Origin of the sequence: Shinella sp. WSC3-e (genome assembly GCF_945994535.1) — a bacterium.
In the GTDB taxonomy this organism is placed as follows: domain Bacteria; phylum Pseudomonadota; class Alphaproteobacteria; order Rhizobiales; family Rhizobiaceae; genus Shinella; species Shinella yambaruensis.
Genome location: NZ_OZ000530.1, coordinates 348894 through 368026 on the forward strand (window position 1 = coordinate 348894; position 19133 = coordinate 368026).

A 19133-nucleotide genomic window follows, 5' to 3' on the forward strand; every position below is an offset into this window, starting at 1 on the left:
GGCCCTGCTACCGGTCCCGCTCCGGGTCGGACGAAAGAAAATCCTCGGTAAGGAGCAATTCCACCTGGGCGGAGAAGCGATGGCCGAGCAGCGTGAGCGAAGCGTCATGCGTCTCGTCGGCCCCGCTGCACACCGCGTCCTTTAGGATGATGACGCGGTAGCCGAGATCGATGCCCCCGAGCGCCGTCGCGAGCACGCAGACATCCGTCTCGCCGCCCGTGATGACGAGCGTATCGACGGCCTGCATCGCCAGCCGGGCATGCAGCCGGCCATCGACCCAGGGCGAATAGGTCTGCTTGTCGAAGAGCGTCGCCGGCGGGCAGTAGCGCGCAAGCTCGGGAACGAGGGCGAGCATGGCGGGGGGAAGATGCTCGCCCGTCATCATCTGCCATTTTTCGTAGTAGGTCCGCCACATGCCGTGCGCATCGGAAGGGCGGGCCGGCGGGCAGAACCGTGAGAATATCGTGCGGGCGCTGTGGCGCGCCGCCACTTCGACGACCTGCGGCGACACCGCTTCCAGCCAGGCGACCCGCCACGGCGTGTCCTCGGCGAACATTCGCTGCATGTCGACGCAGATATGGCGCCAGTTTCCGAACATGGCGGCACTCGTTGCAAGGGGCTCGCCCGATGGCAGGGCGCGGGCAACGGGCCGGCGCGCGGCCGGCCCCCCGCCTGCTCAGGCTGCCTTCGACTTGCCTTCGCGGTTCACCTTCGCTTCGGCCAGCCGGGTCAGCGCCTGGTCGGTCTTGCTTTCCTCCGAAAGCGTCTGGTCGAGCAGCTGCGCCACGTCCTTGTGCCCGAGCTGCAGGGCCCAGGACTTCAGCGTGCCGTAGCGGGCGATCTCGTAGTGCTCGACGGCCTGGGCGGCGGCCAGCAGTCCCGCGTCGAGGGCCGGCGATTCCTTGAATTCCTCCAGGATCTCCTGGCCTTCCTCGAGAATGCCGTCGATGGCGGGGCAGGTCTTGCCGCGGGCGGGCTTGCCGAGGATCTCGAACACCTGGACGAGCCGCTCGACCTGGCCTTCCGTTTCCTGCAGGTGCTTGTCGAATGCGGCCTTCAGGTCCTCGGCCTTGGCGCCGCGTCCCATCTTCTTCAGCGCCGCGATGATCTTGCGTTCGGCGTAATAGATGTCCTTGACCCCGTCGATGAAGAGGTCTTCCAGTGTCTTCGTGGGCATTGCAGTCTCCTCGTTGGGAATGAGCCGTTGATCGGCCCGGGATTGAACAAGGCAATCCGGCGATTGTTCCTGAAGATCGGGCTTCTATCGGAAGCGGGCCGGCCGGTTTGTCAGGTTCATCTGGATTTCGAGCCGGCTCGCGAAACGGCCCACCAGCCGCACGAGCTTTCTGGTTTCCCACTCGCTGATGCGCTGAGACCGGCAATAGGCCACGACGTCGAACACCTTGCGTGCCGGCACCGAGCGTTTCTTGTCGAGATGTTGCATGTTCTCTCCCCCGCTATCGTGCCAGTCAAATGTGCGCGGGGAGGGGATGTTCCCGTCGCGCCGGTGATCGTACGGAACCGTACGTTCCGTGGCGGGGCGGCCCTGCCTCATGCGCGGCCTCACGCATAGCGAGGTGCCGCGAAACCGACGGCTCGTCGTCTCGGTACGATTCCGTACGAAGCCGGCATAAGCCGGCGCTTTGCTTCATCTTGCCCCCTTGCCGTGCCACAGTCCGCGCTCCCGGAAGGGAGGGCGCAATCGCCGTCCGGCAGTTGGACGGAGCCTCAAGCTGCTCCGTTGCCAAGGCTCCCCCGAGCATTGGCCGCCCGTTCGCTTCGGCGACCGCGCACATCCAAGGAACGTTTGCTTCCCTTCGACATTGTCCAGCCAATCCAGGAGGTGGCAATGGGACGTTATTACTTCAAAATCCAGGATCAGGACGGCGTGCTCCAGCCCGATCGGGGTTTCGATTTTGAGAATCTGGCGCAGGCCAGGGAAGAGGCAAAAACGCTTCTGGCGGAAATGGCGATCGACGGGCTGCCCAACGAGCCGATCGACAGCATTTCCGTCGAGCTGCAGGACGCCAACCGCGTTCCCATCATCACGTTCCGGCTGATTCTGGAGGCGATACCGCACGGCGCCCAGCAGTTGTGACGCCGGGCCGCAACCAGGAAGGACACGCTACGCTTCCATCCCCTTTGTCCGCTTCCGTACCGACGCCCGGCGCCGGGTTGTCTCGCCGATTTTATGGTCATAGATGGACGGCCATTGACTTTAGGAGAGACCGAAGCCTTTGGCAGATATGCGGTCGCTGAACCGCATAGGATCGTTGGATGGCAGACGTTTGGCAGGGCAGGTTCCGGAACAACCTGCTTCGGCGTTTACCGGAAACGAGCCTTGAGCGGTTTGCCGGGCGGCTGGAACGAATAGAGCTTCCCCGCTTGTACCAGCTTTCCTCTCCCCATCAGCCGATGGAGCACGCCTACTTCTTCGAGAACGGGATCGCGTCCGTCGTCGTCCGGTCGCCGGAGGGCCAGCATAGCGAGATCGGCATCATCGGAAGGGATGGCATGTGTCCGACCTCGGCTGTCCTCGATGTCGATGCCGATCCCTTCTCCATCCACATGCAGATGCACGGGCAAGCCTACCGGATTCCCGTTCCGGACCTGAAGGCGGTTCTCGCGGAGGATCGGGAGGTTCACAGGCTGCTTTCCCGCTACACCCAGGCGCTTGCCGTCCAGCAGGCCTATACGGCGCTGTCCAATGCCGTGCACCATATCGACGAGCGGCTCGCGCGGTGGATCTTGATGTGCCACGACCGGGCGGACGGGTCGGATATCAGCCTGACGCACGAATTCATGTCGATCATGCTCGCCGTCCGGCGCCCCAGCGTGACGACGGCGCTCCATGTGCTGGAGGGCAAGAAGCTCATCTATTCCGAGCGCGGCGTCGTCAGCGTGCGCAACCGCGCCGGCCTTGAGGCCTTTGCGCGCGATGCCTATGGCGAATGCGAGAAGGAGTATGAACGGCTCATCGGGACCATCGTCTCGCGATCCGTTATCTGAGCGCCTCGCTGAAGGGGACGCGGGCCACCAGCCGCCCCCGTTCGTCGGCAATCTCGCAGAAGCGCGTCTCGTCGACCTGCCCCTTGCGGACGTCCTCGGCCAGTATCTCGCGGGCTGCAAGCCGCGCCTCGGCCAAGGCCGCCTGCACCGTGTCGAAATCCGCGCCTTCCCGATCCTCGATCCGTTCCGTTCGACTGCAGATGTGAAAGAAGTAGCGGGTCATGTTCGCCTCGGGACAGCTTTGGCTCTCCTACTGACTGATGAAGCCGCGAAGTGTTCCATTCTCTTTTTGCCGGCGTCTGTACGCTATCGTACGGCAACCTCCGCGAGCCCGCTTCGTTTCTTTGGAAACGGAGGAATGAATGGACGCCCTGGTCTCCAAGCCCGCCGCGCAGACGGTTCACGCCGCGATCGAAGCACAGTTGCCCGCGCTGAGGCGGTTTTCCCAGCGGTTCACCCGTTCGGCCAGCGACCGGGAGGATCTCGTGCAGGAGACGGTCATGCGCGCGCTCCGGTCCTCTCACCAGTTTTGCCCGGACACGCGACTGCGCTCGTGGCTCTTCACGATCATGCGCAACACCTTCAACACGGAATATCGCCGCCGCTGCCGGGAACCCGTCGGGCTGGACGACGGGCTGTTCGAGCGCGCCAGCATTTCGGCGCCGCAGGAATGGGCGGTTCGCCGCAGCGAGTTGCGCTCCGCGCTCAGCCGTATCCCGCCGCGCTCGCGCCGCACATTGCTACTCGTCGCGATGGGGGTCAGCTACATTGACACGGCGCGGCTGTGCGCGTGCGAGATCGGCACTGTGAAAAGCCGGGTCAACCGCGCGCGAAAGATGCTCGAGGACGAGATCGGCCGTCCCGGCGCGTTTTGACGGGAACGACGCGGCGGAGGATCGCCCCTTCCTTTCCGGATGAGGTCCGCCGAGCGGCACGCGCGGGAACAATGGCCGGCCTGATCGGTTGGATCTGTCCCCTCCCTGCAGCATTGAACGAATGGAGAAGACGATGACCGATCGCAAGCGAGCTTCCGGCGAAGAGGATTTCCGTGACCACGAGGAGCGCGACATCCGGGATGGCTGGCCCTATCCCGACGACGATGACGCACGCCGGGCCGGACAGAACGCGCCCTACGGAACACGCGGCGCCGATCCGGACCAAGCCGACAACGGGGGTATCGAGATCACCGCCGATCCCGAGGCGCGGGATGTCGACGGCGCACCGCTGCCGTTTGCGGAGGAGACGGACGACATCATCGCGGACGACGATCTCGAGGCGCGGATCCTGGAGGCGCTTGAAGAGGATGAACGGGTCGATCTGGCCATGCTGGATCTTGCGATCCGCGACGGCATCGCCATCCTCGACGGCGCCGTCGACAGCGAGGAGGACCGTCGCCATCTGATCGGCTTCCTGCGCCGGGTGAAGGGCGTGCGCGATGTGCGCGCGGACGGGCTTTTGACGCGGGGCGTCGACAGCCACGTTCCCCGCGACGTGACGGAATAGGCCGGGCTTCTTCGTACGATATCGTACCGCATTCCCGCTTTGAATCCCGCAAGGACGGTCCTAGAATCCACGGCTGTCACGGAGAGGAGGCGGGCGTGGGCAGCTACACTTCCAAGGGAACGTTCGAGCCGGAAGAATTGGGCGCGTTGAAGTCGGTCTTCGATGAATTGACCTCGCAGCCCTGGTTCGATGCCTCGCAGGAGGCCAGGGAGAGCTTCGCCAGATATCTCTTCGAGACGTTCCCCGCCGTCACCTTCGATCCCGTCAGGCACCGCTCGATCATCGAAGCGTCCGCCCGCATGTTCTACACCAGGGACGACATCTAGCCCGCGGGCTGAAACCATCGCTCTCCTTCTGCGTTGCAAACCTGATCCCCGAAGAAGAGGAGAAGGTGCCATGTCCGATGACAGCACGAAGACCATGTGGGCGATATTCGCGACCCGGGAGGCCGCCGACCGGGCCGTCGAACATCTCGTGCAGCAATGCGGGATTGACCGTGCCGATGTCTTCATCGAGCCGGACACGCACGCCAACACGGCCGGCGTGGAAGCCTCCGGTGGCGATACCGTGCGCGCCGATGCGCCGCTTCATGGTGAGATCCGCGTCTCGGCCGATATCGCGCGCACCGATCTGCTCAAGGCCGAGCAGGCCTTTCGCCAGGCCGGTGCACGCAGCGTGATGGCGCAATAGACCCGGTCAAACCCGCAAGGAGGCCATGATGGCTATCATTCCGAACGAACCCAATCCCGGCCCCAACCCGGTGCCCGACCTTCCCCCGATCGGCGAGCCGACGCCGCCGATCAAGGAGCCGGAGCCCGACCGCCTGCCGGACGAGGAGCCCAATCCGAACCCGGACGAGAACGACGACCCGGCCAAGCAGGTCGGCCGGCGGTAGGCCTCAATCCGCCGGTTTCCGTCCGGCGAAATAGGCGGCGAGAGGGGCCATGTCCTCCGCTTCGAGGTTGGCGACGGCTTTCGCCATCACGTCCCTGAACGGACCGCCGCCGCGGCCCTTCCCGATAAAGAGCTTCAGCTGGCTTTCGAGATAGGCCGCCGGCTGGCCCGAAAGGCGGGGAAAGGCGGGATTGGCCCCGGCCTTGTCGTGGCATGACAGGCAGGCGGGAATGCGTCGGGCCGGATCGCCGTTCAGGGCGATCGTCTCGCCGCGCGCCGCGTCCTCCCCGGATGTCGATTGGCGCAGGCGTGCGGGCTGGGCGGCAAAATGGCGGGCGAGCGTCCGGCGTTCTTCATCGTCCAATCTCTCCGTCGCGACGGCCATGATGCCGCTCGCCCGCGTTCCCTCCGCATAGGCGAGCAGAGCCTGTTCGAGATAGGTGGCGGACTGGCCGGAAAGGTCCGGAATGAGGCTTTGCGCATCGAGCCGTTCCGGTGCGTGGCAGCCGTTGCAGGTCCCGATGGCGTCCCCGGTTCCTGCCGGTCGCGTTTCGGCAAGGCCGGCAAGGCTGCGATAGGCCTCCGCGTCGAGCGCCGGATAGCGGCGCAGGAAGGCGACCATGGCCCAGGCTTCGTCCTCGCGCCCCGCGGCCGGCCAGGCCGGCATGCCGGTGAAGCGCACGCCGTGCTGCACGATCTGGAACAGTTCGGCATCGCTCCAGCCGGCGATCTTGTCCTTGAGATCCGGCGGGGCGGGCAGCATGTTGCGGACGCTGTCCGGCCGCGGCCGCGCCGGCGAGCCGTGACAGATGGCGCAGCCCGCCTCGAAATGGCCCGCCGCCATCGGCAGCATGCCCTCGGTGAAGGCTGGGACCGGCGTTCCTATCGCTGCGGTCCTGACCGAGGACCGCATCACCCAGTGCAGGAACCAGTCGGTCGCCTTCCAGTGGCCCGTGCTCGCGCCGACGCCGATAATGCCGGACCAGGCGACAAGGAACGCGCCGAGCGCGCCGGCCAGCACGAGGCCGAGGATATGCCTCCAGCCGATCAGCATGGCGGCCTCTTCGCCGGAAGCGCCTCGTCCTCCCGCAGGACGCCGGCAAGAAGCAGGATGCCTCCGAGGAGGTATGCGAGCGCCCCGACCATCAGCATGACGACCCCGCCGAGCTGCTGGTCGGCGGCGGCCGAGAGGGGGATGCCGAAACAGGTGACGTCGCCGCCGCCATAGAGCGGGCGCGGGGCGAGCGCCAGCAGCACGCCGAGCAGGGTCATGTGCATCGAGGTGAACAATAGCCCGGCCGCGCCGGCAAGACGGCCGTCCTTCGGCCGGAAACAGGCGTGCCAGAGCAGGACGCCGGCAACCAGGAAGCTTGCCTGTTCGACGAGCGACAGGGCGAGGCTTCCATCCGCGATCCTCCGCAGGGCAGGCAGATGCCAGAACCAGACGACGACGAGCTCGACGAGCGAGGCGAGCATTGGGCTTGCGCGGATCACGCCCGGCAGTCGATCGAGCCGCGTGTCGCGCAAGCCATAGGCGACGAGCGGCGCGGCAACGGCGACGATGCCCATATGGATGATCATATGGGCCGTGAACGAGCCGCTGCCGAAGCTGGCGAGGAGCATTGCGCCGAGCGCGGCGAGAAGGGCGAGGCCGAGGAAGCGCGCGAGGCTCTTCATGGCTGGCACGCCCCGATGAAGACCAGCGGCACGGCGACGAAGAGCACAGCCACGAAGCTGAGGCCGGAGAGGAGCAGCGTCGCGAACCCCTGGAAGAGCAAGCGGTCCTTGCGGGTCGGTTCGTCGTGCGGCGGATCGCCGGACCCGAAACCCCATTGCCGCCAGGCCAGCACGGCGGAAAGCACGATGCCGGCAAGGGCGGCGAGGGTGATCAGGCCGAGGGCGAGGCGCATCGTGTCGAAGGAGAAGGGAACGGTGCCCGCCTTCGCGCAGGTGACGGCGGCGGTGATGTAGCAGGCGAGGAAATGCAGCGCCCAGATGGTCGGCGCCGTGAAGAGGGTCCAGAGGCTTTCGATTTCCTTGGGGATCAGCCGCATGGATCACCTCAAAACCGGAAAGAGGCCGAGGACGCCGAAGGACGTGACCGCCGTGATGACGAGGAAGTGCCAGTAGAGCACGACATTGACGAGGTCCATGTCGTGGCGCGCGTCCATCCGGCCGGCAAGGCTGCGCGCCAGGCAATAGAGCTGCATGACGATGCCGACGCCGCCATGCACCACGGTCCACAGGGCGACGACCCAGACGATGGCCGGATAGACATGGGCGGTCGGGTCCATGCCGGTGAGATAGGGCCCGGCAAGGCCGGCGCCACCTGCCGCAAGCGTCAAAAGCAGGGCGGCGAGGAGAGAAAGGCGCGTGGCGGCCGGCCGGTCGCCTTCGTTGAACCTGCGCGCCAGCAGCATGGCGAGCCAGGCCAGCGTGAAGAGGCCGGCGGCAAGGAGCGGCCAGAGCATGCCGGGCCCGGCATGGCCGCCCGTGAAATCGTCATGGATGGTCCAATAGAAGAAGTAGCCGAACATCAGGCTTGCATAGGCGGTGCCGTCGCCGGCCATGGTGATGAACATGGCCCACCAGCCGACCGATTGCGGTCCGGACGTATAGAGCGGCAGGCTCTTGCCGAGGCCGACGTCGCGCATCTCCTGCCTGGGGATCACGGCGGTGCCCGTCCAGAGCCAGGCGACGATGGCGGCAAGGGTCACCAGCGCGCAGACGATCGTCACGATCCACCAATGGAAGGTGAGCGCGATGAAGACGCCGCCGAGCGAGAAGGCGGCGAGGATGGTGAGGATCGAGGTGCCGCCGACGCGCAGGCACTGGATCGGCTCGGCGTCCAGCACCGAGGTGACGAGCGTCTCGCGCGCGCCGTCCTTCGCGTCGGGCAGGTAGAAGCGGCCGGCCTTGATGTCCTCGATGAGGCCGGGCTGGTCCCAGATCGGATAGCGGCTCCTGATGATGGGGATGGAGCGCACGCCCCACTTTTCCTCCGGCTCGCTGATCCATTCCAGCGTGCCGGCGTTCCAGGGGTTCTCCTCCACCTTCGGCTGGCGGTGCTTGGGCCTCACGACGTCGATCACCACGATGGCGACGCCGGCGGCGAAGATGAAGGCGCCGATCGTGGAGACCAGGTTGAACCAGTCCCAGCCGATATCGGCCGGATAGGTGAAGACCCGCCGCGGCATGCCGCGCAGGCCGGAAAGATGCATCGGGAAGAAGGCGATGTTGAAGCCGGAAAACATCAGCCAGAAGGCGATCTTGCCGAGCCGGTCGGAGAGTTTTCGCGCGTCGAGCAGCGGATAATAATAGTAGATGCCGGCGACGACCGGGAAGAGCATGCCGCCGATCAGCACGTAGTGCAGATGGGCGACGATGAAATAGGTGTCGTGCGCCTGCCAGTCGAAGGGCACGAGCGCCACCATGACGCCCGTCAGCCCGCCGATGATGAAGATCGCAAGCCCGCCCGCGCCGAACAGCATCGGCACGGAGAAGATGACGCGGCCGGCGAGCATGGTGGCGATGAAGACGAAGATCTGCACGCCGGTCGGGATCGCGACCGCCTCCGAGGCGGCGGAGAAGAAGGCGAGCGAGATCTGCGGCAGGCCCGTCGTGAACATGTGGTGCACCCACAGGCCGAAGCTCAGGAAGCCGGTGCCGACGGCGGCGAGCACGATCCACGAATAGCCGACGATGGGGCGTTGCGAGAAGGTCGGCACGATCATCGCCATCAGCGCGATGGCGGGCAGGAAGATGATGTAGACCTCCGGATGGCCGAAGATCCAGAACAGGTGCTGCCAGAGCAGGGGATCGCCGCCGCGCGCCGCGTCGAAGAACGGCCAGTCGAACATCCGCTCCATCTCGAACAGGATGTCGCCGGCGATCAGCGGCGGGAAGGCGAAGAGGATCATGCCGGCGACGATGAGGAGATACCAGGCGAAGAGCGGCATCATGTTGATGCGCATGCCGGGCGCCCGGCACTTCATGATGCCGACGATCAGCTCCACCGCGGCGGCGATCGAGGCGACCTCGATGAAGGAGAGCCCGAGCAGCCAGATATCGGCGCCGATGCCGGAATATTCCTTGTCCGTGGCCAGCGGCGGATACATGAACCAGCCGGCATTCGGCGCCGCGCCGAAGAAGATCGAGCCGCAGACGAAGACGCCGCCGAGCGCGAAGCTCCAGAAGCCGAAGGCGGAAAGACGGGGGAAGGGCAGTTCCCGCGCGCCGAGCATCGAGGGCAGGAGGAAGATCGCCACCGCCTCGAAGATCGGCACGGCGAAGAGGAACATCATCACCGTGCCGTGCAGGGTGAAGGCCTGGTTGAACGTGTCGGCGGAGAGGAAGTCGTTGTCGGGCACGGCGAGCTGCACGCGCACCAGGAGGGCGAGCACGCCGGCAAACAGCATGAAGAGGAAGGCGGCCGCGCCATACCAGAGGCCGATTTCGGTGTTGTTGACGGAGGTCCAGTAGCGCCAGCCGGAGGGCGTGCGCCAGACCGCGCGCAGTTCCGCCTCCTGCGCTTTGCGCTCCTGCGTCGAGAACTCTGGTTCGGCCGCACCGCTCATCTAAGCCCCACGAGATAATCGGCCATGGCGGCGATGTCCCCGTCCGGTAGCATGTCGAAGGCCGGCATTTTCGCGCCGGGCTTGACTTTGTCCGGGTTGCGGATGAAGCGCGCGACGTTTTCGGCCGTATTGGCAAGCGTGCCGGCGCCGACTGTCTGGCGCTGCCCGAAGAAGGTGAGGTCCGGTCCGAGGCTCGCGGTCTCCGTCAGGCCGCGGATGCCATGACAGCCGGCGCAGCCGTGACGGGCGAAAAGCCGCTCGCCTTCGCTGCCCGTTGCGAAGTTCCCGTCCGCCTGCGCCCGGCGCCAGGCCGCATAGTCTTCCAGTTCCATCACGACGACGGAAAAGGCCATCAGCGTGTGGGAGGCGCCGCAGAACTCCGCGCAGGGCGCGCGAAAGACGCCAGCCCGTGTCGGCAGCAGCGAGAGCGTGTTGGTGCGGCCGGGAATCATGTCCATTTTTCCGCCCAGCGCCGGTATCCAGAAGGAATGGATGACGTCCTGCGCCTTGAGCGCGAAGACGGCACGCGCGCCGACGGGAAGGCGCAGTTCGTTGGCGGTCTCGAAGGCCGGCATGCCTTCGGCGGCGGGATAGCGGATGCGCCACCAGAACTGCTCGCCCGTCACCTCGATCGGCCGGTCCGCCGGCGCGGAATGCGCCAGCCAGGGCCGGATCGCCGGCATCAGCCAGACCGCGTAGGCAAGCAGCGCCAGGAGCACGGCGACGGGAAAGGCGACCCCGCCCCAGGCGATCAGCCGCCCGGCGGTCTTCTCGCTCCAGGGGGCCCCGCGCCGCCGTGCCGCGTGAAGGAGAAGCCCGACGACGGCGAGCCAGATAAGCGCACCGCCGGCGACCATGACGAGGAACAGCGTATAGATCGCCGCCGCCTCGTCACCCGCGGGATCGAGCGCCGACTGTATGCCGGAACAGCCGCTCAGCGGGATCAGCAGGAGAGGCAGGGCGCGTCGATGAATGGCGGTGCTCCGGGCGGTGGTTCCTGAGGGGCGATATGGCCCGCAACGCCGGGCCGGCAAGGGTCAGTGCACGGTAATGGCGATGTTCGCATCGTGCGCCGCCGCCAGAAACGCGTCCCGCACGTCCTCGTCGGTCACCTCGCCATCGAGCGCGTCCGCGCAAAGGCGAATGGCCTTGTAGAAAGCGGGTCCGTGCTGCTTCGGCCAGAAATCCATCAGATAGGCGGCCGCCTCGAGGGAGTTGCGCACCACCACGAACGCTTCGGCCTCCCGATTGGCCAGGACGACGGGCATCTGCCAGTTGTGAGCGCTTTCCATTTCGAAACCCCGCGCTGTTGTTGTCCTTCTACAATCAGGAATGGCGAGGATTGTTCCGTCCGCCTCCCGGAACCAACGCGGCCGAGCGAACTTCTAGACGATCGCGTGAACAAGGCGGGAGCGGGATCGTGCTGGATTATCTCACTGCGGATTTGCTGCTTTTCGTCGTCATCGGCTTCCTGGCCCAGATCGTCGACGGCGCCCTTGGCCTTGCCTTCGGCGTGCTGACGACCACGAGCCTGCTTGCCGTCGGCGTGCCGCCGGCAACGGCAAGCGCCATGACCCATGTGACGGAATGCTTCACCACCGCCGCTTCCGGGCTTTCGCATGCCTATCATCGCAATGTCGACTGGCGGCTGGTGGCGCGGCTTGCGCCGGCCGGCATGGCGGGCGGGGCGATTGGCGCCTATCTCCTGTCGAACATCGACGGAAAGGTGATCGAGCCCTTCGTTTCGGCCTATCTCGTCGCCGTCGGCCTCTTCATCCTCTACAAGGCCTTCAACCCGTCCTGGCCGCGGGATGTGCGCGACTGGATCGTGCCCTATGTCGGCGGGCTCGGCGGCGTGCTCGATGCCATGGGCGGCGGCGGATGGGGGCCGATCGTGACGAGCAGCCTGCTCGGGCGCGGCCATGACCTCAGGAAGGTCATCGGCTCCACCAACCTCACCGAATTTGCCGTCACCATGGTCATCTCGATCACCTTCGTCCTGGCGCTCGGCTGGTCGGAGCTCTCCTCGGCGGTGGGTCTCATCATCGGCGGGGTGCTCGCCGCGCCCTTCGGCGCCCTCATCGTCAGCCGGCTGCCGGTCAAGCCGCTGATGATCGCGGTCGCGCTGGTCATCACGGGGACGGCCGCGGTGCGGGTGTTCTAGCCGCCTCCGCCGGCAGATGTGGCATCAGGACGCGCTTATTTTACGCCTCCCGCAAAATTAGCGAGGAACCAAACGCCGCGATCTCGGTTTGCTTCTTGCCTTCAACGGCTGACAACGAGGAAACATCATGAAAAAGCTATTGCTCGCCGCCGCGTTCGTCGGCGCATCGACCCTTGGCGCCTTCGCCCAGACCTCCACGACGCCCACCACCGATGGCGATACGCCGGCGGTCGCGACGCCGGACGACAAGAACGCCACCGCGCCGGTCGAAGGCGCGAACAGCTTCACCGAGGACCAGGCCAAGGAGCGCATCGCGGAAGCGGGCTATGCCGACGTCACCGGGCTCGCGCTCGACGACAAGGGCGTCTGGCGGGGCACCGCGATGAAGGACGGCAAGTCCGTCAGTGTCGCGCTCGACTACCAGGGCAACATCGTCGCCAACTGACGCCAACTGAGAGGATACTCCCATGAAGAAAACCGCAACCGGACTTTTTGACGACTATTCCGACGCGCGTGCCGCGGTCAGCGCCCTCGAAGCGCGGGGCATCCCCTCGGACGATATCAGCATCGTGTCGAACAATGTGGACGAGCGCCGGACCGGCGATACGAACGCCGCGGAGGGCGCGGGAGCAGGGGCCGGCATCGGCGCGGCCGTCGGCGGCGTCGGCGGCCTCCTGACCGGCCTCGGCATCATGGCCATTCCGGGCGTCGGGCCCGTGGTCGCCGCCGGCTGGCTTGCCGCCACGGCGGCCGGTGCCGCCGCCGGCGCGGTGGCCGGCGGCGCGGCGGGCGGCCTCATCGGCGCGATGACGGAATCCGGCGTGCCGGAGGAGCATGCCCATGTCTATGCAGAAGGCGTGCGCCGCGGCGGCACGCTGGTTACCGCCCGCGTCGAGGAAAGCCTTTATCCCGAGGCCGAGGCGATCCTGCGCCAGTCGAACTGGGTCGATCCGGCCGAGCGGCGCGCGGCCTATGCCGAGCAGGGCTGGACGCGCTTCGACGAGACGCTCGATCCCTACGGTCCCGCCGAAATCGAGCAGGAGCGCCTGCGCTACCGGCGCTGATCGCTTGGCAGCCGTATTTTTCGGTTCGTGATGCAGCGGCCGGCCCGGACCTTCGGGCCGGCCGCTTTGCATCCGTCGCCGCGCGTGCGGCGCGCCGTCCCGCTCTTGCGACTTGGACAGGATGGCGTAAGCTCGACGGCGCACCGTCATCTCCCCGAATTGGCGGCGTCAGGCGCTGACAGGCGCGCCGGCCCGAAACAGGAGGCGTGGACATGGCCGCCCCGTTGCGCTCTGCACCCCCCAACAACCTCCTGCAGCTCCTGCCGGATGTCGACTTCCAGATGCTGGCGCCCGACCTGAAGCACGAGGTCCTTCCCAAGGGCACGCCCCTTGCGCATCGGGACCGGCCGATCGACGCGGTGTATTTCCTGACCGACGGCATCGGGTCCGTCGTGATCACGACGCCGCAGGGCCGGCGCGCGGAAGCAGGCATCTTCGGCTTCGACGGCTACATCCCGACCTCCGCGGTCACGGGCGCCCGGGTCAGCTCCTATGACGTGACGGTCCAGCTCGACGCCGAGGGCTACAGCATGGGCTTCGACGATTTTCGCCGCTGGATGGACCAGAGCAAGCCCTTCGTCCGGATCATGAACCGCTCGATGGAAAGCTTTGCCGTGCAACTGGCCCACACGGCCGTGTCCAATGCGGTCCACGAGGTCAACGAGCGGCTCGCCCGCTGGCTTCTCATGTGCCACGACCGCTCGCGCAGCGACGAGATGGCGCTGACGCACGAACTCCTGTCGGTGCTCCTAGGCGTCAGGCGGCCGAGCGTGACGACCGCGCTGCATGTCCTGGAAGGCGAGGGCTTCATCCGCTCGCTGCGCGGCAGCGTCGTCATCCGCGACCGTCCCGCCCTGGAGGAGTTCGCCCACGACGCCTATGGCAGGCCGGAAGCAGAATACCGGCGCCTGATGAGCGGCCTTTCCTGAGGCATCCTGAAAGGGGCCATTGTGGGGCCGGCTGGCCGGTCGAAAAGGGGAAGTGGTTATCGACGGCTTCGAGCTGTAACGCCGCGCCCGGCTGAACCGCTCACCGGCGAGCCTCCGGCCCGCCGCTCAGGCCTTCGCCCGGTTGGCCAGCCAGAAGGCGAGCTGCGCCACGAGGCCTGCGGCGAAGAGGACCGAGCCGGCGGCAAGCATCGGATTGCCGCCGAGGCCGCCGAGCGCCGTGCAGGCCGCGCCGATCGCCATCTGGGCGGCGCCGTAGAGGCCCGACGCGGAGCCGGCGGCCTGCGGATTGACGCCGAGCGCCTCCGTCAAGGCCGCCGGAGAGGCCAGCCCCGCGCCGAAGCTGAAGAAGAGCATGGGAACGACGGCAAGGGCCACGTTCAGCCGGCCGGAAAGCGCGGCGGCCAGGAACAGCGTCGCGGCAAGGCAGTGGATCAGGTTGCCGAGGATCATCAGGTGCGCGATCGGCATGCGGGTGACGGCGCGGTTTGCGATAAAACTCCTGTTTCAAGTTCGAAGGCGCGGCGAGACCGGCTGCCGCTCGGCAAGCAGGCCATCCGGCATCGCTGTCCGTGGTGTGGAATGGGCCGCAGCGGCGGGGCCGGCCTTCGCGCCGTCGCCGCTGCGGTCCTTCCCCGAAGCGGTCAGCCCATGTACCTGGCCAGGTACGACAGCACCTTCTCGGGGTGGCGCCGAACCAGTTGTAGCCGTCCTCGAAGCGCTTGGTCGTGCCTTCGGTCCAGTACAGTTCCTTGTCGGTGCTGGCCAAAGCGTCGAACGTGCTTTGCGCGTCGCTCGGGTTCTCGATGATCGCGTCGTCCTTCACCCGATCAGCTCCTGCAAGGAGCAGACGGCCGCGATCTACGCCGCGAAGCTCGCCGAACTCGGCTATGTCTGCCTTGCCTTCGACGCCTCCACGCAGGGCGCCAGCGGCGGTCCCGGCCGCTATCTGGAAGACCCGGCGACCCGCGTCGAGGATTTCCGCTGCGCGGCCGATTACCTCGTGACGCTGCCCTATGTCGACGAGAACCGCATCGGCGTGCTCGGCATCTGCGGCGGTGGCGGCTATGCCGTGAACGCGGCGATGACCGAGCGCCGCTTCAAGGCGGTCGGCACCATCGTCGGGGCCAATTACGGCCGGCTGTGCCGGGAGGGGGACCTCTCCGCCGATGCGGCGATCAAGGCGCTGGAAGGCATCGGCGCGCAGCGCACGGCCGAGGCCCGCGGCGCGGAGACCGCGATCGCCACCTATATCCCGCAGTCGAAGGCGCAGCTCGACTCCTATGGCATCACGGATGTCGATGTGGTCGAGGCGGTGGACTACTACACGACGCCGCGCGGCCAGCAGCCGGGATCGCCCAACAAGCTGAACGTCGCCAGCACCGGCGCCGGCTTCACCTTCGATGCCTTCCATCTGGCGGAGAAGCTGCTGACCCAGCCGCTGCAGATCGTCGTTGGTGGCGGGCAGGCGGGCGCCTTCGGCTCCTATCGCGACGGGTTCGAGCTGTTCAACAAGTCGGCCTCGAAGGTGAAGAACATCCTCGTCGTGCCCGGCGCCACGCACTACGACCTCTACGACAAGCCCGATTGCGTCGATCAGGCCGTCGACAGGCTCAAGACGTTCTACGCCGAGAACCTCTGACCGTCAGCCACCGATAGGAAGGTTCGCCGTACTGCCGAGCGACAGGAATGTCCCTGCGCGCGTGGCGCAGGCGGCCGCTTAGGGCGGATTCTCCCTGCTTAGACTTTGATGAGGCTGGCCCGATTTGATCTCGGAAAAGCGAAACACCAGCAGATGAGGGCAGGCCGCAATTCGCGAGTTTTACTGGAGATCAATGACGTCGTGAGCAACCGCCCGGACCAATCGTTTATCGTGGCTTGTAAGAACGAGGCTCATATCCTGCTCGTCAACCAGGGTTCGCAGAAGCTCTGTCACTTCGCGCTGCACCAGTGGATCAAGCCGCGATGTCGGTTCATCGGCGACCAGGCAATACGGTTTGAACAGGAGGATGCGAGCGATTGCGATGCGTTGCAGTTCTCCACCGGAAACCTCGTCCGGTCGCCGTTCGAGAAGCGATGGATGAACCGCCAACCGATCGAGAAGGGGTGGCAGGTCGCGTGCCAGGCATCCGAACGGTAGCACAGGTTTGAGGTCCTCGAGCTGAAGTCTCAACACACGCCCCGGCATGAACGCCGAAGCTGGATCCTGATGTAACTTCTGAAAACGCGCGCGTAAGGCAGGTCGACGGACACGGTGCGGATCAGTGCCGTCGCACCATCGCACCGTGCCTGCATGCGGTCGCGCGAGGCCGAGGAGCACATTGCCCAACATCGTTTTGCCGCAACCGCTCGGACCCGTTATGGCTGTGATGCTCCCCCGGAGGAGCGTCAGACTTAAGTCCTGGAATAATCTGCGATCACCGACCGCATAGGTGAGCTTTTGGGCGTGGAGCACCGGCTCGGCGATGCGTTGCGCCGTGCGTCGGGGCCACCGATCGGGATCTGCATCAAGCCACGCCCGGGTATAGGCGTGGCGCGGTGCCAGTATCACCTCTTCCACAGGCCCCTGTTCCAACATCCGGCCGGCGCGCATCACACCTATTTGACCGCCAAGGCCACGCGCGACGCGTATGTCGTGTGTGATTGCCAACACCGCCCGGCCATGGTCGAGGAGTTGTCGGATGCGTGAGACAGTCTCTTCGACCCGATCATCATCCAGGCCTTTGGTCGGCTCGTCGGCGATGATGACGGGCGCCTGCGTCGTCAATGCCCCGGCAACCAGAACACGTTGAGCCATGCCGCCCGACAACATGAACGGATACTGCCGCCCAACCGAGGCACGGAGGCTCAGGCTCGTCATCGCCTGATGCGCATGTGCCTGTTTTGCCAAACCAGTGATCTGCGGCAGCACGCGCATTGTCGGATCGAGTGCTGCTCGTGGTTCTTGCGGCACAAGCGCCAGGTGATTTGCCCAATACTGTCGCAAAGCCGCCCGATCCGATAGTTCGACGGTACGTCCATCGAACTCGATGCGTCCTTGCACGCTCAGTCCCTCCGGGACCAGGCCGAGCACCGCCTGCGCGACGAGGCTCTTGCCGCTACCTGTTTCGCCTATCAGAACAACGGCGCCTGCCTGCGGAATTGCGAAGCTGACGGCTTCGACCAGCAGCGTGCCTTTTTGATCCCGTACCGAGAGATCACAAACTCGTAATATCGCCCGCATCATATTGCCTCGGCCAGTCGTCGCCCGGCGATCATGCAGGTGAGCACGGTCACGAACAGCGCGACACAGGGGGCTGCGATCTGTACTGGCGCGACGTCCATATAGGGCAGGAGCTCCGTGATCATTGCGCCCCATTCCGGCGTGGGCGGTTGCAACCCAAGTCCCAGGAAGCCCAGTGAAGAGATCGTCAAGACCGCGCCACCGACGCCCAGCGCCGCAAGTGACGCTGTATGGATCAGAACCCGCGGCATGACCTGTCGCAAGAGGATCCGCCATCCTGCGAGACCAGCCAGACGCGACGCCTCGACATGCGCCTCGGTCATGGCGGCGGCTGCGACACTCCGCGTCATCCTGGCGAACTGGGGCCACTGCCCCAGCGCAATACCGACGAGAACCGGCAACATTCCGCCACCCATCAGCCCTGCCAGTACCATTGCGAGAAGTAGTCCAGGGAACGCAAGCGCGAGGTCGGTGAGGCGCATCATCGCTGCATCGACAAGGCGGTTGGAGACCGCGGCGGCTAGCCCGACCAAGGTCCCGATGGCCACCGCCGCTGCCATCGCTGACGTCGCGATGCCGATAGAGCGGGGTAGTGCATGGAAGAGGCGAGCGAACACGTCGCGACCCAGATGGTCGGTTCCGAGCGGAAACAGCATGGATGGCGGCGCGAGGGCAACCGCGAGGTCCTGATGGAGAGGATCGCGGCCGATGATCGCGGCGATCGTAACAATCGTCACCGCCGTAGCCGCCCCGATCGTCCAAAGAAGGCGCTGATCAACGGCTGCCATGGCCCTCATCCACAAGCCGGGGATCCATCCACATGCAAATGAGGTCAGCGGCAAGGCTGATTGCCGCGAAGGTGGTGCCGATCAGAAGCGCACAACCCATGACGACTGGGACATCGCGTGCAAGCAGCGCCGATACCATCGCGTTCCCGATCCCCGGAAAATTGAACAAGGTCTCCACGACAAAAAAGCCGTCCATGAGATAGGCAAACTGAAGCGCCGCGAAGGTGACGATCGGAACGCTCGCGTTTCGCAGGCCATGCCGTATGAAGGCTTTGACTTTGCCAAACCCTCTCACATGAGCATAGGTCATGTAGGCTGAGGCCTGCACTTCAGCGACAGCATCGCGTATGACCCGCATAGACGGCGCCATCAGCCCCAGGGCCAGCGTGATGGCTGGAAGGACGAGATGCTCAGGTCGTCGATACCCTGCTGGCGGAAGCAGGTTGAGTGCGAGTACGAAGATCGAGATGAGTGCGATCCCGATCAGGAAGGTCGGCAACGATGAAAAGGCCGCCGCGGCGAATGCCGTTGCCCGATCGATTGCGCCATCGGGCTTGAGACCGGCCGCGATACCAAGCGGCAAAGCCAATGCATAGGAGAGCAGCCAGGCGATAACTGCGAGCCGCAGGGTGTATCCGCCAGCCTGCCGAAGTTCCTCGGCCACGGGCCGGCCGGAAACGAAGGAGCGCCCGATATCACCGGTGGCGACCGCCTTCAGCCAGTCGAAATACTGCACGAGGAGAGGGCGAGACAGCATCTCGGCGTCGCGGATCTGCTCGACCGCCGCTGGAGACATATTTTCCGTTCCCAACCGGCCGACGGCGATCCGCAGCGCCATGTCGCCGGGAATGGCGTGAAGAAGCGCAAAGCAGATCGTTGCGAGGATCAACGCGACCGAGAGAGCCTCAAGAACCCGGCGCAAAACAGCGCGCGGAACGGCGTGACGAACCGCGCGCTGCATGGA

Annotated in this window: 26 protein-coding genes; 12 read left to right on the forward strand and 14 right to left on the reverse strand. The window is 65.8% G+C overall.

The window, feature by feature from the left end; translation table 11 throughout:
- Window positions 1-7 precede the first annotated feature (7 nt).
- The 3 genes from AABF56_RS01720 to AABF56_RS01730 all read right to left on the reverse strand — a co-directional run bounded on the left by AABF56_RS01720 (window position 8) and on the right by AABF56_RS01730 (window position 1444).
- Entirely contained in the window at window positions 8-598 is a 591-nt protein-coding gene (locus AABF56_RS01720) for a cysteine hydrolase family protein (protein WP_272804692.1), read from the reverse strand.
- 78 nt (window positions 599-676) lie between these two features.
- Window positions 677-1177: a YciE/YciF ferroxidase family protein gene (locus AABF56_RS01725; protein ID WP_244767744.1), complete on the reverse strand. Its 501-nt coding sequence runs from the start codon at window positions 1175-1177 to the stop codon at window positions 677-679.
- 84 nt (window positions 1178-1261) lie between these two features.
- Entirely contained in the window at window positions 1262-1444 is a 183-nt protein-coding gene (locus tag AABF56_RS01730; RefSeq protein WP_244767743.1) for a hypothetical protein, read from the reverse strand.
- A gap of 405 nt (window positions 1445-1849) precedes the next feature.
- Here AABF56_RS01730 and AABF56_RS01735 point away from each other — a divergent pair, with 405 nt between their 5' ends.
- Complete coding sequence (locus AABF56_RS01735; protein WP_244767742.1) at window positions 1850-2098, forward strand: DUF6894 family protein; 249 nt, start codon at window positions 1850-1852, stop codon at window positions 2096-2098.
- Between the two features lie 179 nt (window positions 2099-2277).
- Complete coding sequence (locus AABF56_RS01740; RefSeq protein ID WP_272804693.1) at window positions 2278-3009, forward strand: Crp/Fnr family transcriptional regulator; 732 nt, start codon at window positions 2278-2280, stop codon at window positions 3007-3009.
- On the opposite strand, the gene AABF56_RS01745 is transcribed toward AABF56_RS01740, so the two are convergent.
- Entirely contained in the window at window positions 3002-3232 is a 231-nt protein-coding gene (locus AABF56_RS01745) for a DUF6894 family protein (RefSeq protein ID WP_244767740.1), read from the reverse strand. The two genes, AABF56_RS01740 and AABF56_RS01745, sit on opposite strands and share 8 nt — an antisense overlap.
- Before the next feature lie 139 nt (window positions 3233-3371).
- On the opposite strand from AABF56_RS01745, the gene AABF56_RS01750 reads away from it, so the two are divergent.
- The 5 genes from AABF56_RS01750 (at window position 3372) to AABF56_RS01770 (ending at window position 5407) form a co-directional block, all read left to right on the forward strand.
- Window positions 3372-3884 carry a sigma-70 family RNA polymerase sigma factor gene (locus AABF56_RS01750; protein ID WP_272804694.1) on the forward strand — a complete coding sequence of 171 codons (513 nt, stop codon included), beginning with the start codon at window positions 3372-3374 and terminating at the stop codon, window positions 3882-3884.
- Between the two features lie 133 nt (window positions 3885-4017).
- Window positions 4018-4512, forward strand: coding sequence for a BON domain-containing protein (locus tag AABF56_RS01755; RefSeq protein WP_244767738.1), 495 nt, complete (start codon window positions 4018-4020; stop codon window positions 4510-4512).
- A gap of 95 nt (window positions 4513-4607) precedes the next feature.
- Window positions 4608-4838 carry a hypothetical protein gene (locus AABF56_RS01760; protein WP_244767737.1) on the forward strand — a complete coding sequence of 77 codons (231 nt, stop codon included), beginning with the start codon at window positions 4608-4610 and terminating at the stop codon, window positions 4836-4838.
- A 70-nt stretch (window positions 4839-4908) separates the two neighbouring features.
- Window positions 4909-5202: a hypothetical protein gene (locus tag AABF56_RS01765; protein WP_272804695.1), complete on the forward strand. Its 294-nt coding sequence runs from the start codon at window positions 4909-4911 to the stop codon at window positions 5200-5202.
- Between the two features lie 28 nt (window positions 5203-5230).
- Window positions 5231-5407: a hypothetical protein gene (locus tag AABF56_RS01770; RefSeq protein WP_244767735.1), complete on the forward strand. Its 177-nt coding sequence runs from the start codon at window positions 5231-5233 to the stop codon at window positions 5405-5407.
- Between the two features lie 3 nt (window positions 5408-5410).
- Here the strand turns inward: AABF56_RS01770 and AABF56_RS01775 are convergent, their stop codons facing one another.
- The 6 genes from AABF56_RS01775 to AABF56_RS01800 are packed head-to-tail and all read right to left on the reverse strand — an operon-like array spanning window position 5411 to window position 11275.
- Entirely contained in the window at window positions 5411-6460 is a 1050-nt protein-coding gene (locus AABF56_RS01775; protein ID WP_272804696.1) for a c-type cytochrome, read from the reverse strand.
- Entirely contained in the window at window positions 6454-7083 is a 630-nt protein-coding gene (locus AABF56_RS01780; protein WP_272804697.1) for a cytochrome c oxidase assembly protein, read from the reverse strand. Before AABF56_RS01780 ends, AABF56_RS01775 begins: the two co-directional genes overlap by 7 nt.
- The gene (locus AABF56_RS01785; RefSeq protein WP_272804698.1) at window positions 7080-7460 is read right to left on the reverse strand and encodes a hypothetical protein; all 381 of its coding nucleotides are present in this window, start codon (window positions 7458-7460) and stop codon (window positions 7080-7082) included. Before AABF56_RS01785 ends, AABF56_RS01780 begins: the two co-directional genes overlap by 4 nt.
- 3 nt (window positions 7461-7463) lie before the next feature.
- Window positions 7464-9983, reverse strand: a complete 2520-nt coding sequence (gene ctaD, locus AABF56_RS01790) for a cytochrome c oxidase subunit I (RefSeq protein WP_272804699.1) — start codon at window positions 9981-9983, stop codon at window positions 7464-7466.
- Complete coding sequence (coxB, locus tag AABF56_RS01795; RefSeq protein WP_272804700.1) at window positions 9980-11017, reverse strand: cytochrome c oxidase subunit II; 1038 nt, start codon at window positions 11015-11017, stop codon at window positions 9980-9982. The genes ctaD and coxB overlap by 4 nt, the downstream gene beginning before the upstream one ends.
- 3 nt (window positions 11018-11020) lie before the next feature.
- A complete protein-coding gene (locus AABF56_RS01800) occupies window positions 11021-11275 on the reverse strand; it encodes a DUF982 domain-containing protein (RefSeq protein WP_244767729.1) in 255 nt (84 codons plus the stop codon).
- Between the two features lie 131 nt (window positions 11276-11406).
- Between AABF56_RS01800 and AABF56_RS01805 the strand changes: the two genes are divergently transcribed.
- The 4 genes from AABF56_RS01805 to AABF56_RS01820 all read left to right on the forward strand — a co-directional run bounded on the left by AABF56_RS01805 (window position 11407) and on the right by AABF56_RS01820 (window position 14140).
- On the forward strand, window positions 11407-12147 hold the full coding sequence (locus AABF56_RS01805) for a sulfite exporter TauE/SafE family protein (protein ID WP_272807415.1): 741 nt from the start codon (window positions 11407-11409) through the stop codon (window positions 12145-12147).
- Between the two features lie 127 nt (window positions 12148-12274).
- Complete coding sequence (locus AABF56_RS01810) at window positions 12275-12592, forward strand: PepSY domain-containing protein (RefSeq protein WP_244767728.1); 318 nt, start codon at window positions 12275-12277, stop codon at window positions 12590-12592.
- A 22-nt stretch (window positions 12593-12614) separates the two neighbouring features.
- Window positions 12615-13211: a general stress protein gene (locus tag AABF56_RS01815; RefSeq protein WP_244767727.1), complete on the forward strand. Its 597-nt coding sequence runs from the start codon at window positions 12615-12617 to the stop codon at window positions 13209-13211.
- 212 nt (window positions 13212-13423) lie between these two features.
- Complete coding sequence (locus AABF56_RS01820; RefSeq protein ID WP_272804701.1) at window positions 13424-14140, forward strand: Crp/Fnr family transcriptional regulator; 717 nt, start codon at window positions 13424-13426, stop codon at window positions 14138-14140.
- A 126-nt stretch (window positions 14141-14266) separates the two neighbouring features.
- Here the strand turns inward: AABF56_RS01820 and AABF56_RS01825 are convergent, their stop codons facing one another.
- Window positions 14267-14629 (reverse strand): hypothetical protein, encoded by a 363-nt coding sequence (locus AABF56_RS01825; RefSeq protein ID WP_272804702.1) that lies wholly within the window; start codon window positions 14627-14629, stop codon window positions 14267-14269.
- 313 nt (window positions 14630-14942) lie between these two features.
- Here AABF56_RS01825 and AABF56_RS01830 point away from each other — a divergent pair, with 313 nt between their 5' ends.
- On the forward strand, window positions 14943-15800 hold the full coding sequence (locus tag AABF56_RS01830) for an alpha/beta hydrolase (RefSeq protein WP_336314369.1): 858 nt from the start codon (window positions 14943-14945) through the stop codon (window positions 15798-15800).
- A 180-nt stretch (window positions 15801-15980) separates the two neighbouring features.
- On the opposite strand, the gene AABF56_RS01835 is transcribed toward AABF56_RS01830, so the two are convergent.
- The 3 genes from AABF56_RS01835 to AABF56_RS01845 are packed head-to-tail and all read right to left on the reverse strand — an operon-like array spanning window position 15981 to window position 19130.
- Window positions 15981-17384, reverse strand: a complete 1404-nt coding sequence (locus tag AABF56_RS01835) for an ABC transporter ATP-binding protein (RefSeq protein WP_272804703.1) — start codon at window positions 17382-17384, stop codon at window positions 15981-15983.
- Window positions 17381-18169 (reverse strand): ABC transporter permease, encoded by a 789-nt coding sequence (locus tag AABF56_RS01840; RefSeq protein ID WP_272804704.1) that lies wholly within the window; start codon window positions 18167-18169, stop codon window positions 17381-17383. Before AABF56_RS01840 ends, AABF56_RS01835 begins: the two co-directional genes overlap by 4 nt.
- Window positions 18156-19130, reverse strand: a complete 975-nt coding sequence (locus AABF56_RS01845; RefSeq protein ID WP_272804705.1) for an ABC transporter permease — start codon at window positions 19128-19130, stop codon at window positions 18156-18158. The genes AABF56_RS01840 and AABF56_RS01845 overlap by 14 nt, the downstream gene beginning before the upstream one ends.
- Window positions 19131-19133 lie beyond the last annotated feature (3 nt).